This is a genomic window from Cyanobium sp. BA20m-p-22, from assembly GCF_024346275.1.
Taxonomy (GTDB): domain Bacteria; phylum Cyanobacteriota; class Cyanobacteriia; order PCC-6307; family Cyanobiaceae; genus Cyanobium_A.
This window is the reverse complement of record NZ_JAGQCQ010000081.1, coordinates 1-11,906: the sequence shown is the minus strand read 5'-3', so window position 1 is coordinate 11,906 and position 11,906 is coordinate 1. Positions and strand designations below refer to the sequence as shown.

Here is an 11,906-nt window from a genome sequence, read left to right as displayed (position 1 = left end):
GCCCCGGCGGCGGCGGTGTGGATACGGATCTGGTGGGGCCGGCCCGTGGCGATGGCAACCTCCACCAACCAGGAGCCCTCGCCCCGCTCCAGCAGGCGCAGCGCGCTGGAGGCCGGCAGGGCGGCGGGATCGGCGCTGGCTGCCGGGGCAGCGGCCCAGATGCTCCCCAGCCGCCCGTGGGGGCGCCGGCTGATCGGGGTGGCCAGCTCCAGGCTCTCGCCGGGGTGTAGGGCCAGCAGGGCCGAGCCGGGGACGGGGGGCTGGAGCAGGGCCCGGTAGGTCTTGCGGCAGGGGCCCGAGCGGGCGGCCAAAGGGCTGGAGCTCTCGCGCAGCAGGGCGCTCAGCCAGGCGCGGCCGGCGCGGGAGCGGGCGCAGACCAGCAATCCCGAAGTGAAGCGGCCCAGGCGATGCACGGGCCGGGCCGCCGGCCAGCGCAATCGCAGCTGGGCCAGCAGGGTGTGATCCAGGAAGCCCCCCGCCGGCAACACGGGCAGGCCGCTGGGTTTATCAAATACCAGCAGGTCCCCGTCATCGAACAGGGGGCCTGGCAACTCCGGCACGGCGGGTTCGTGCCAGGGGGGCCGATGCCAGATCAGATCATCCCCGGCTGCGAGGGGCCCATCGGCCCGGAGCTGCTGGCCGTTCCTGCAGACCTCACCGACGGCAAGCCGCTGTAGCCACACCTGCCTAGGGGAATGGGGATAGCGGGCGGCGTAGAGGGCACTGGTCAGCTCGCCGGCATCAGCTGGACCCACCCGATCGCGGTAGGCATGGCCGCGGTTCAGCCTCTCGCTCGCCAAGACGGGTTACACCACCAGAGCGTGCTCGAGGGCGTAGCGCACCAGCTCGGTGCGGCTGGCGGTGCCGGTCTTGATGAATAGCCGGCTCACATACTTCTCGACGTTGCGGATCGAGGTTTCCAGTCGGCGGGCGATCTCCTTGTTCATCAACCCCTCTGCCACCAGCTGCAGCACCGAGGCCTCCCGCGGCGTGAACACGTGCTCAGGCGCACTGAGCGGCTTTTTGGTGCCACCGGTGGCGAGCAGGGAGCGGATTTCGGTGATCTGCTTGGAGAGCTGGCCGATGTCGGCGTCGGCGAAGCGGGCAGCCTCCGCCAGCAGACGCTGTTGGCGGTTGACGACGTTATTGACCCGAGCCACCAACTCGTCGGGGTCGAAGGGCTTGGGGATGTAGTCGTCGCAGCCGGCCTGGAAGCCGGTGACGCGATCGGCCGTCATGCCCTTGGCGGTGAGAAAGATCACCGGCGTGCCGCCCAGGCGCTCATCGGCCCGCAGCTTCTTGAGCAGCCCGTAGCCATCGAGGCGGGGCATCATCACGTCGCTGAGGATCACGTCAGGCAGCATCTCCTGGGCCATGGCCCAGCCCTCCTCCCCGTCAACGGCGGTGGTCACCGCAAAGCCCTCATCCTCCAGATAGGCCTTGACGGCCGTGCGCAGTCCCGGTTCGTCGTCCACCAGCAGCAGGCGCACCGGAGTTGCCTGGGGGATTTGCTGGGCAGCGTCCTGCTCGGGGGGGGTAGTGGATTCTGGGTTCATGGGGGCCAGTCTGCAGGGGTTCAGCGGGGTGGGCCAGGCAGGGCCTGCTCGGATTCCCGAAGCGTGCCGCTGTAGCCCAGCTGGCGGGCCAGGGCCGCCAGGCCAGCCGGGTCCTTGCCGGCCTGCTCGGGGAAACAGGTGGCCCACCACACCAGCTGGTCAATCCGGTTGGCCGGGGTGATCGCGCCGCCGGGGTTGAGGGTCCGCACAAAGAAGGTGAACCCATTGCTGGTCACCCGCAGCGGCGCCTCAGGGGTGCAGCGAATTGTTTCGCTGCGGACCTGGACATTATTGGGTTGCTCATCCCAGAACTTGATCCGCCACAGGCCTGGATTGGCTGGATCGGCCACCGCGCCATAGATGCCGAAGGCCTGCTTGCCGCCCAGCCCCGGACGCTCCTCCAGCAGGATCAGCCCCGGCGGCCGCGCGTCCTCGGGCCGCACCCCGCCGCCCTCGGCCCACACTGGCGGCGCCAGCAGGGCGGCCAGGGCCACCAGGGCAAGGGTTCTGGTTGGCAACATGGACTCCTGCACGCAGCTCCATGCTGGCCTACCTCGACCACCACGCCACCACGCCCTGCGATCCGGCGGTTGTGGCCGCAATGGCGCCCTGGTGGAACGAGCACTGGGCCAACCCCGACAGCCGCCTTTACCGCCCGGCCCTGGAGGCCGCCGCCGCCGTGGAGAGGGCCCGCGGCCAGCTGGCCCAATCCCTGGGCGCCCCTCCCCAGGCGGTGATCTTCACCAGCGGCGCCACCGAGGCCAACAACCTGGCCCTCAAGGGAACCTGCGAGCTGGCCCTGGAGCAGGGCAAACCGCGGCGGCGCCTGCTGAGCCTGGTGAGTGAGCACCGGGCCGTGCTCGACCCCCTGGCCTATCTGGGCCGCCACGGCTTCCCCTTGGAGCTACTGCCGGTGGCGCCCGATGGCCTGGTGGATCTGGCCCGGCTCGAGGCGGCCCTGGGCGACGACGTGTTGCTGGTCAGCGTGATGGCCGCCAACAACGAGATCGGCGTGCTCCAGCCCCTGGCCGCGATCGCCGCCCTCTGCCAGCGCCGCGGCGTGCTGCTGCACGTGGATGCCGCCCAGGCCGCCGGCCACATCCCCCTGGCGATGGCGGAGCTGGGCATCGACCTGCTCAGCCTCAGCGGCCACAAGTTTTACGGGCCCAAGGGGGTGGGTGCCCTGCTGGTGCGGCCAGGGCTAGGCCTGGCGCCCCAGCTGCATGGCGGCGGCCAGCAGAACGGGCGGCGGGCCGGCACCCTGGCTGTGCCCCTGATCGTGGGGCTGGGGGAGGCGCTGGTGCTGGCCGAAGCCGACCGGGTCGACCGGGCCGCTCGGCTTGGGGCCCTACGCGACCAGCTCTGGGCCGGACTGCAGCAGCTGGGGGGGGTGGGGCTCAACGGCTGCCTGGCCCCCAGGCTGGCCCACAACCTCAACGTCACCGTCGAGGGCGTCGACGGCCAGCAGCTGCACCAATTACTGCGCCGCCAGCTGGCGGTGAGCAGCGGCTCGGCCTGCAGCTCCGGCAGCCCCTCGCATGTACTGGCGTCCCTGGGCCGCAGCCGCACCGAGGCGGCCGCCTCAATCCGCTTCGGGCTCGGCCGGGGCAGCACGGAGGCCGAGATCGATCTGGCCCTCGCGGCGGTGACGGAGGCGGTCATCGCGCTGCGCCGCTGAAGGTCCGCCATCGCAGAGCGGCAGGACCGCACACCCCGTCACGTCGACGGCAGCGGAGCCACGTCCACAGCCCTTGAGGTGACCCTGCTCAGCTGAGGCCTCAGACGCCAGAGCCAGCCAACCGCCAGTCCCATGGGATAGCCTGCATGGATATCCCATTGCGCAGCAGCCATGGTGGCGGTCACCAAGCTCTTCCTCAGCAACCGCAGCCAGGCCGTGCGCATCCCGGCCCCGCTGCGCCTGCCGGATTCCGTGACGGCCGTTGAAGTGCGCGCCTGCGGCCAGGAACGGATCATCGCCCCGGTGGGCAGCAGCTGGGACAGCTTTTTCCGCGACGGCCCCACCGCCTCCGACGACTTTCTGGCTGAGCGCCCATCCCAGGGTCAAAGCGAGCGGGAATCGCTCTGAATCAGCCGATGCTCCGCTATCTGCTCGACACCAATTTCTGCATCTACGTGATCAAGCAAAGGCCCCAGGAGCTTCTGAGCAGCTTCAATCGCCACGCTGGCCATATGGCAATCTCCACGATCACCCTGGCGGAACTGCTGCATGGCTGCGAAAAGAGCAGCGATCCCAGCCGCAATCTGGCGGTTGTGGAGAACTTCTGCAGCCGTCTCGAGGTGCTCGCCTATGGGCCAAAAGCGGCCCAGCACTATGGCCAGATCCGCGCCGATCTGGAACGAAAAGGCCAACCCATCGGCGTCAACGATCTGCACATTGCGGCCCACGCCCGCAGCGAAGGGCTCACCCTGGTGAGCAACAATCTGCGTGAGTTCAACCGGGTGCCGGGGCTGCTGCTGGATAAATGGATCTGAGACCCTTCGCCTCAGGCCCGCAGCACGGTGGGGCACCTCCGAGCAACGGCTCGCCCCTTGGCTCGCCAGCAAACGCGACGAAATATTTTTGGCCACCAAGACCGGCGAGCGCGAAGGTTCCGCAGCCCGCGCCGAACTGGAACGAAGCCTCGAACGGATGGGTGTCGACTCGGTAGACCTGATCCAACTGCACAACTTGGTCGAAGCTGATGAATGGGAGCAGGCCTTCGCCCCCAACGGCGCAGTCGCCTCGCTCTTCTCAGCGCGCGAGGAGGGATTGTGCCGCCACATTGGCATCACCGGTCATGGACAGCACAGCGCCGCTATGCATCTGCGCAGCCTCAGCCGGGCCAGCTTCACATTCGAGCGATGCCCGTCTGCTGGAGCTCACCTGCGACGCAGCCGAGTCCTTCAAGGGCAGTGGACCTGACCCCAAGCAATTAGCGAACGACCGCCTTACGCACTCGATGGCACCGATCTTTGACTCCCCAGCCTCGCGGTGAGCTGCGGCTCAGCTCGTCAGCCAGATGAAGCCCAGCACCCCCACCAGGGCGAGCAGGGCCTGGGCCAGGCGGCTCACCAGCATCCCCGCCACCACCGCCAACCCCACCTGTAAGGCCCGCCCTGGGGCGCCGCGGGCCGCCAGCCACTGGGCCAGGCTCGCCCCCAGAAAGGGGCCCAGCACCAGGCCCAGCACGGGTCCGCCCAGGGGCAAGGCCGGCAACATGCCCAGCAGTCCCGCCAACAGCCCCAAGCCCGCCCCGATCGGGGCCCAGCGACTGGCCTGCAGCCGGGCAGGTCCAAGCAGCAGCCCAAGGGCCTCAGCCGCCCAGCCGAGCAGCAACAGCAGCCCGGCTAGGAGCAGCGGCGGCCAGGCGGCATTCCAGCCCACCGCCCACAGCCAGAGCAGGGCCCCCAGGGGCAGCAAGGCCAAACCCGGCAACACGGGCAGCAGGGAGCCGGGGATCGCCAGCAGCTGGATCCCCAGGGCAAACCACCAGACCAGCGCTGGCTCAATCACCAAACTTGCTCAATCACCAAACTGGATCATTCACCAAACACGACCATTCATCAAAACAGGCCAACCATAAAAACCGGCCCTGCCACCAAACCGTTACGGGCCGGGTGCGGGAACCTGTCTCGATCGCTACCGTCAGGCCCAACTACCTCTGACCATGGCCCCTACTCCCGCAGGCGACAGCCGCCTCAATGTGCTGCAGGCTGTCGAAGAGGGCTGGGCAGCCTTCTGTCGGGCTCCCTGGGTCTTTTTGTTGTTTGAAGCCCTCTCTGCGGTGATCCTGCTGCCATTTGCAGCCCTCAGCGCCGTGGGCGGAGCCCGCCTGGCCGAAGTCAACGAGCTGATGGGCGTGCACCCCGTCGGCGCCTGGATGGCCCTGATCGTTGGCGTGATCGGCTATGTGATCGTTGCCCTCTGGACCGTCGTCGGCCTGACCCGCGGCGCCTGGCTGAGCTTGGAGGGGCGCAAGCCCTGCTTCGCCGACTTCACCCGTTGGGACCGCCCCGCCAGCGCCCGCCTGCTCGGTTCAGCCATCCTGCTGGCAATCCTGGTGGCCGTCGCCGGGGCCATCGCCGCCCTGATCGGTGCCGGCTTGGGCAAGCTCAACGAGGCCCTCACCGTGATCCCGATGGTCGTGGTGGCCATTTTCTTCATCTGGCTGCTGGTCACCCAGAAATTCCTGATCCAGGTGTCGCTGTTTGGCACCCCTAAGGCCACCGCCACGATCGGCACCGGCATTAAAGGGGTGAACCCCAGCTGGTGGATGGTGCTCTGGCTCGGCATTGTCGAAGGGGTGATCCACTCCATTGCCGCCCTGTTCAGCTACGGCGGGCTGCTGGTTGTGGTTCCGGTGGTGCTGTGCATCTCCACCGCCGCCTACCGCCAGCTGTTCGGCAGCGAAGACCGCACCGGCCTGCTCAACTGAGCCGCCGCCGCGCAACCCGCAACCGGGCGCTGCGGCTGCGCGGATTCGCCTCCGCCTCCTCCGGCGTGGCCTGAATCGCCTTGCGAGTCACCCGCTCCAGCCGCCCATCGCTGAGGAAAGCGGTCTTCACGCGCCGATCCTCCAGGGAGTGGAAGCTGATCACCCCGAACAGGCCGCCAGGTACCAGCCAATCCGGCGCCGCCGTCAGCAGCCGATCGAGAACACCCAGCTCATCGTTCACGGCGATACGCAGGGCCTGGAAGGTGCGGGTGGCGGGATGGATGCGGCCCCGCCGCGCCTTGGGGGGGTAGCAGCCAGCGATCAGATAGGCCAGGGCGGCGGTGCCGCTGAAGCTCCCCTGCTCGACCAGGTGCTCCTTGATCTTGCGGGCGATGCGGCGCGACAGGCGCTCCTCGCCGTAGGCATAGATCAGGTCGGCCAGCTCCGTCTCGTCCAGCCGGTCGATCAACTCCCCGGCGGTCTCGCCGGCCTCGGGGTTCATGCGCATGTCCAGCGGGCCGGCCAGCCGGAAACTGAAGCCCCGCGCCGCCACGTCGAGCTGGGGACTGCTCACCCCCAGGTCGGCCAGCACCGCCACTGCCGGCTCGGCCGGGATGTGGTCGGCAAAGTTGGTGGCCACGATCGTGACGCGATCAGCAAACGGGGCGAGGCGCTCGGCGGCGGCGGCACGGGCGCTCGGATCCTGGTCCAGCCCTACCAGGTGCAAGCCGGGATTTGCCTGCAGCAGCAGGGCGCTGTGGCCGCCGCCGCCGAGGGTGCAATCGATCAGCAATCCTTCGAGCTCGGCAAAGCTCTCCAGCAGCGGCTGGGCCAGCACCGGCAGGTGGACAAAGGCGGCGCCTTCGGGGTCAGCCATGGGCTGCCGCGGAGGGCAGCAGCCAACGGGCCAGCCGCTCTCCCCAGGCTGCTCGCTGCTTAGCCAGCCAGGATTCACTCTGGCGGAACTGGAGGCAGAGGGCCGGCAGCTCCTGCTCCAGCTCGGGATGGCCGAGGGCCTCCAGCAGGGTCTTCAGCAGGCCCAACTCGGCCGCGCCCCCCTCACCATCGGCCGCCGCAAACAGGCAGTAGCAACGACCCACCGCCAGACGGTGGGCGCCATCACCAAGGGCGGCCAGACCCGCGCCGATGCGGCCCAGGTCGGGGCTGTCCCGCATGTTGATGCTGCGCAGCTGGCTATCGGAGAGCTTGAGCCGAGCCAGGCATTCCCGGTAGAGCTCCCATTCCTGCTGGCCAAAGCGGCCATCGGCCAGGCTCAGGGCCAGGGCACCCTGCACGATCACCAGGCCCTGGTCGTTGGCCTGTACGGCCGGGGGCAGCGCCGTTACCAGGCTGCCAACCAAGCGCTGGCGCACCTGGGCAGCACGACGCTGGCTCGGGGCCAGCAACCAGGCCGACAGAGCCCCTGCAGGCCGGGCCAGGAGGCGGTGCAGGAAAGAGCGTTGTCGCCGGGCCATGGGTGAGCTGCCGCGGGAATCTCGGCCAACTTTAGGGAGAGTGACTACGGGGCCACAAGGTTTCCTAAGCTGGTATGAACGCCCTACAAGCCACGGCCCCATGACGCAGCTGGAAACGCGCACGGAGCCGATGGTGGTCAACTTCGGCCCCCACCACCCCTCAATGCACGGGGTGTTGAGGCTGGTGGTGACCCTCGACGGTGAAGACGTGGTGGATTGCGAGCCGGTGATCGGCTACCTGCACCGCGGCATGGAGAAGATCGCCGAAAACCGCACGAACGTGATGTTCGTGCCCTACGTGAGCCGCATGGACTATGCGGCCGGCATGTTTTACGAAGCGATTGTGGTGAACGCGCCGGAACGGCTGGCCGATGTGCCGGTGCCCAAGCGCGCCAGCTACATCCGCGTGCTGATGCTGGAGCTCAACCGCATCGCCAACCACCTGCTCTGGCTTGGCCCCTTCCTGGCGGACGTGGGCGCACAAACGCCATTTTTCTACATTTTCCGGGAGCGGGAAATGATTTACGACCTCTGGGAAGCGGCCACCGGTCAGCGACTGATCAACAACAACTATTTCCGCATTGGTGGTGTAGCCGCAGACCTGCCCTACGGCTGGCTGGAAAAGTGCCTCGACTTCTGCGACTGGTTTGGTCCCAAGATCGACGAATACGAGAAGCTGATCACCAATAACCCGATCTTCCGGCGGCGGATCGAGGGCCTAGGGGTGATCAGCCGCGAGATGGCGATCAACTGGAGCCTGTCAGGCCCAATGTTGCGCGCCTCGGGCGTGCCCTGGGACCTGCGCAAGGTAGATCACTACGAGTGCTACGACGACTTCGACTGGTCGGTGGTGACAGAACAGGAGGGCGATTGCTTTGCCCGCTATCGCGTTCGCGTCAAAGAAATGCGCGAATCCCTGAAGATCCTGCGCCAGGCCTGCGAGATGATCCCCGGGGGGCCCACCGAAAACCTCGAGGCCCGCAAGCTTGCAGAAGGCAAAGGTGGCCCGTCCTCGGCCTTCGATTTTCAATACGTGGCCAAAAAAGTGGCCCCTACCTTCAAGATTCCAAGCGGTGAGCTCTACACCCGGCTGGAATCTGGCAAGGGCGAAATCGGTGTATATATCCAGGGCAACGACGACGTCACCCCTTGGCGCTTCAAGATCCGCGCTGCCGACTTCAACAACCTGCAGATCCTGCCCCACATTCTCAAGGGGGCCAAAGTAGCCGATATCATGGCGATCCTCGGCTCGATCGACGTGATCATGGGCTCGGTAGATCGCTGAATAGCCTTAACTGCTGACCCCGTTTCTGCGCCGAATTCAACAGGCAGGTTTTTTGCTGCCCGCCGGCCTCACCGTCTATCTCTGGCTCAAGGGCGGCTACTCCCACCTGCCGGGCTGGAGCTGCCCACTGAGGGCGCTCACGGCCATCCCCTGCCCCACCTGCTTTCTCACCCGGGCCACCGAGCTGGCGTTGCGGGGGGATCTGGCGGGTTCGCTGGAGCAGCACGCCTTCGGGCCGCTGGTGGCCGCGGGGCTGATCTGGTGGAGCATCGCGGCGATTCGAAAGCGACGGTTGCGACCCCGCACTCTGCCCACCTGGCCCCTGGCCTGGGCGGCCGCGGGGCTGCTGGGCTACTGGATGTTGCGGCTGGGGCCGGGAGCCTTCCCCTCGAGGTGAGGGCAGCAAGGAGGGGCAGAGGAGGGAACAGATGGGGGAACAGATTGCCTTCAGCACTCAGGCATGGGTCATTAAGTATTGGCCATTACCATTGAATTCACCATCGCAGGTGGCAAAAATTGTGCCAAGCAACAACAGGTGAAATCGCCAGATGCGCCTAAATTTGGCATACTCCATGCCATAGTCCAAGTGGCTTACAAAGTCCTGCGAAGCATCGAATCGATCGAGCCATGCGGTGAGCGTCTGATGGTAGTTGGATCCATTCATATACCAACGCTGAACGGTTTTGAGGTCGACACTGTGACTTGGAATGGCGTCATGGTTCCAATAGCGACCGCCGGGGAAAATGTACTTATCAGTAAAACCTGAGGACATGTTATTCGGAATCCGCACGGTGATGATGTGAATCAAAGCCTTCCCCTGGGGCTGCAGCAAGGAGGCCAGTCTGGCGAAGGCCTTTGTGAGATTACCCACATGGCAAAACACCCCAACGGAGATGATCTTGCTAAATTTTTCCGGGAACACCACCTCATTAATGTCGCCCTCTACGAGGGTGAATCGCCCCGAGCTCAGCTGGCTGCGCGGATCGTTCATCTTCGCTCGCATGTAGGCGCATTGACCTCGGCTGAGATTTACGCCGGTACAGCGCAAATTGGGAAATTTAGAAAGAATATAATTGGGCACACAGCCCCAGCCGCAGCCAAAGTCGAGAAGGTGATCGCCATCCTCAATGCCCAACCGATCAATCATCTGGTCAATCATGTGTCGCTGGGATGCTTCCAGATCCTCAGCGCCTTTTTCCCAGAACCCAGTGCTGTATTTGGGATAGATGGGTTCCCAGTCACCCAGCATCTGATTCAGCATCTGCTGCGGCCGGTCGTACTGAATGTCCATCAGTTCCTTGGCTGATTCGGCGATCCGATCCGACTCGTTAAGCACCCATTCGTAAGGCGCCAGCAAGGCGGGGAAGTGGCGGAACAGAAATGGCATCGAGGCATGGATCATGCCTCGATAAAGAGCATCTGGAATTTCGAGACCATTGATATAGGCTTCGGCCATCGCCATCTGGGTGCTGTTGAAGCCCGCTGCCAGGAGGCGGCTGCAGCGATAACCAAGCGAGCCGGCGGAAGGCTGACGCAACACCTTGGGATCAAAACGGGAAAGGTCAGAGGACTGATCGAGGCTTGCAGTAGTCATATAAACTCTCGGGTTGATCATTTCTCGCTAGATCCAGCCTCAGCCAGATTTCGATGGCCAGTGGGCAGCTGGTTACTTTCTTTACAGCTATATGAAAGGGGACAACCAGGCCTGGCCTTCGATTTACAGCAGCACTGCTCAGCCCTGCCGCAGCGGAGACCTGAACAGGGCAGAGTTGGCTATTAAATCAAGCAAGCTCATGACCGCTGGGGCCCTTGGCACAGAGGCGGATGGCTCCGCACCAGAGAGAGTTGACCCCGGCAGCTGGTTACTGCTCTGCCGCAGCGTGCGCTTCGGTGACACCGACGCCGCCGGCGTGATGCACTTCCACCAGTTGCTGGGCTGGTGCCATGAGGCCTACGAGGAGAGCCTGGAGCGCTTCGGCATTGCTGCGGCGGAGGTGTTCCCGCGGCCGGGCCATACCCCTGCCGTCGCCCTGCCGATCGTCCATTGCCAAGCCGACTTCCTGGCGCCCCTGGCCTGCGGCGATCCCCTGGCGATCAAACTGGAGCCCCGGCGGATCGATCCGGGCTGCTTTGAGCTGAAATATGGCTTCCGCAGTGGCGAGCAGGAGGTCGCCCGGGGGTTGACTCGGCATATGGCCATCAGCGCCGACAACCGCAGGCGCTGCCCCCTGCCGGCAGCAATCGAACGCTGGCTGGAGGCCTCGCGGCAGGAGCAGGGGGCACAACCCCTCTAGGGCAAGGCGGCACGGTTTCGCCTCAATCACTGGCTGCCGTAGCAGGCCGGGCTCCAACTGCTACAGAACGCAGGCCTGAAAGGTTGTGGCAGCCCGATAGCCCAAGAACAGAGCTTCCTGCAAAAACCAAAGGCGCCAGAAAGAAGCCAGAGGCAAATGAGTAGCATAGGCTACAGAAAATTTTCAGCCGGTCCTTATCGGCTCGACGATCCCCAGCCCTGGCTGGAAACCCAGATAAAAGTCGAAGCCACACCATGCCCAACCACGCTAGTGTAACTTTCTTAATCAGGCACTAAGACATCAATGGCCCTTGGAGGGGTCTACGAAGACTCTTCGGGTCTCCACGGGCAGGCATCAGAGCTTGATGAGCTACTGATTAATTCCGGGGCACATTCTAGTGCCTCTCCAGGGGCTAGCAGATCTATAGATTTTCAAGCAGAAACAAATCTGGATCCAGGCCAATCCCAGGACTATTCCCAAGCCGCGAACAATAACGAACCTGGCGATTCAAGTAATATCACGCGTTTAGATGATTCCAATCAAAGCCCTGATTCTTCAAGAGGATTCGAGCACGAATTAGCTCTACTGACAGGCCATTTGCCTGGCCTGAGCATCGATCCTGAGAATCAAATAGGCCGGAATGAACAGATCAGCGCAGCGAGCAGAGCAGACCAGAGCATAGAAGCCGCAGACATCCTAACCGGGCTTAATTCAGCAAAGGAAAGACTTCCCGCAGAAGGGACCCTGCTGGGCAACAATTTACCGCCTATAGAAGCTAACAACTTTGCTGCAGACAGCATTCTGGTACATCAACATGTTCAAGCCGATCTCAATTCAACCACTTTCCCTAATTCGATCTC

General features: G+C 64.8%; 16 protein-coding genes. 9 read left to right on the top strand and 7 right to left on the bottom strand.

Annotation, left to right across the window (positions count from 1 at the left end; translation table 11 throughout):
* The 3 genes from KBZ15_RS08900 to KBZ15_RS08890 form a co-directional block, all read right to left on the bottom strand.
* Nucleotides 1–800: pseudouridine synthase (locus tag KBZ15_RS08900; RefSeq protein ID WP_255014835.1), on the bottom strand; the 800-nt coding region annotated here is incomplete at its 3' end.
* A gap of 6 nt (nt 801–806) precedes the next feature.
* Complete coding sequence (locus KBZ15_RS08895; RefSeq protein ID WP_255014834.1) at nt 807–1,556, bottom strand: response regulator transcription factor; 750 nt, start codon at nt 1,554–1,556, stop codon at nt 807–809.
* Nucleotides 1,557–1,576: 20 nt separating this feature from the next.
* Nucleotides 1,577–2,077: a hypothetical protein gene (locus KBZ15_RS08890; protein WP_255014833.1), complete on the bottom strand. Its 501-nt coding sequence runs from the start codon at nt 2,075–2,077 to the stop codon at nt 1,577–1,579.
* Nucleotides 2,078–2,097: 20 nt separating this feature from the next.
* On the opposite strand from KBZ15_RS08890, the gene KBZ15_RS08885 reads away from it, so the two are divergent.
* From KBZ15_RS08885 to KBZ15_RS08870, 4 genes are all read left to right on the top strand, one after another.
* Nucleotides 2,098–3,234, top strand: coding sequence for a cysteine desulfurase family protein (locus KBZ15_RS08885; protein ID WP_255014832.1), 1,137 nt, complete (start codon nt 2,098–2,100; stop codon nt 3,232–3,234).
* Nucleotides 3,235–3,405: 171 nt separating this feature from the next.
* A complete protein-coding gene (vapB, locus tag KBZ15_RS08880; RefSeq protein ID WP_197151981.1) occupies nt 3,406–3,642 on the top strand; it encodes a type II toxin-antitoxin system VapB family antitoxin in 237 nt (78 codons plus the stop codon).
* Nucleotides 3,643–3,650: 8 nt separating this feature from the next.
* On the top strand, nt 3,651–4,049 hold the full coding sequence (locus tag KBZ15_RS08875) for a type II toxin-antitoxin system VapC family toxin (protein ID WP_255014831.1): 399 nt from the start codon (nt 3,651–3,653) through the stop codon (nt 4,047–4,049).
* Nucleotides 4,003–4,479, top strand: coding sequence for an aldo/keto reductase (locus KBZ15_RS08870; protein ID WP_255014830.1), 477 nt, complete (start codon nt 4,003–4,005; stop codon nt 4,477–4,479). The genes KBZ15_RS08875 and KBZ15_RS08870 overlap by 47 nt, the downstream gene beginning before the upstream one ends.
* Nucleotides 4,480–4,560: 81 nt before the next feature.
* Here KBZ15_RS08870 and KBZ15_RS08865 read toward each other — a convergent pair whose 3' ends face one another.
* A complete protein-coding gene (locus KBZ15_RS08865) occupies nt 4,561–5,070 on the bottom strand; it encodes a DUF456 family protein (RefSeq protein WP_315859867.1) in 510 nt (169 codons plus the stop codon).
* A 154-nt stretch (nt 5,071–5,224) separates the two neighbouring features.
* On the opposite strand from KBZ15_RS08865, the gene KBZ15_RS08860 reads away from it, so the two are divergent.
* Entirely contained in the window at nt 5,225–5,992 is a 768-nt protein-coding gene (locus KBZ15_RS08860) for a hypothetical protein (protein ID WP_255014828.1), read from the top strand.
* Here the strand turns inward: KBZ15_RS08860 and rsmH are convergent.
* Both rsmH and KBZ15_RS08850 read right to left on the bottom strand, forming a co-directional pair.
* Nucleotides 5,985–6,869 (bottom strand): 16S rRNA (cytosine(1402)-N(4))-methyltransferase RsmH, encoded by an 885-nt coding sequence (gene rsmH, locus KBZ15_RS08855; RefSeq protein WP_255014827.1) that lies wholly within the window; start codon nt 6,867–6,869, stop codon nt 5,985–5,987. The genes KBZ15_RS08860 and rsmH overlap by 8 nt on opposite strands.
* A complete protein-coding gene (locus KBZ15_RS08850) occupies nt 6,862–7,467 on the bottom strand; it encodes a hypothetical protein (RefSeq protein ID WP_255014826.1) in 606 nt (201 codons plus the stop codon). The genes rsmH and KBZ15_RS08850 overlap by 8 nt, the downstream gene beginning before the upstream one ends.
* A 100-nt stretch (nt 7,468–7,567) precedes the next feature.
* Here KBZ15_RS08850 and KBZ15_RS08845 point away from each other — a divergent pair, with 100 nt between their 5' ends.
* Together KBZ15_RS08845 and KBZ15_RS08840 are read left to right on the top strand one after the other, a co-directional pair.
* Nucleotides 7,568–8,752 carry an NAD(P)H-quinone oxidoreductase subunit H gene (locus KBZ15_RS08845; RefSeq protein WP_255014825.1) on the top strand — a complete coding sequence of 395 codons (1,185 nt, stop codon included), beginning with the start codon at nt 7,568–7,570 and terminating at the stop codon, nt 8,750–8,752.
* A 52-nt stretch (nt 8,753–8,804) separates the two neighbouring features.
* Complete coding sequence (locus KBZ15_RS08840) at nt 8,805–9,149, top strand: DUF2752 domain-containing protein (RefSeq protein WP_255014824.1); 345 nt, start codon at nt 8,805–8,807, stop codon at nt 9,147–9,149.
* Between the two features lie 57 nt (nt 9,150–9,206).
* Here the strand turns inward: KBZ15_RS08840 and KBZ15_RS08835 are convergent, their stop codons facing one another.
* A complete protein-coding gene (locus KBZ15_RS08835; RefSeq protein ID WP_255014823.1) occupies nt 9,207–10,367 on the bottom strand; it encodes a cyclopropane-fatty-acyl-phospholipid synthase family protein in 1,161 nt (386 codons plus the stop codon).
* Nucleotides 10,368–10,545: 178 nt separating this feature from the next.
* On the opposite strand from KBZ15_RS08835, the gene KBZ15_RS08830 reads away from it, so the two are divergent.
* On the top strand, nt 10,546–11,046 hold the full coding sequence (locus KBZ15_RS08830; protein ID WP_255014822.1) for a thioesterase family protein: 501 nt from the start codon (nt 10,546–10,548) through the stop codon (nt 11,044–11,046).
* A gap of 303 nt (nt 11,047–11,349) precedes the next feature.
* Nucleotides 11,350–11,906: hypothetical protein (locus tag KBZ15_RS08825; RefSeq protein ID WP_255014821.1), on the top strand; the 557-nt coding region annotated here is incomplete at its 3' end.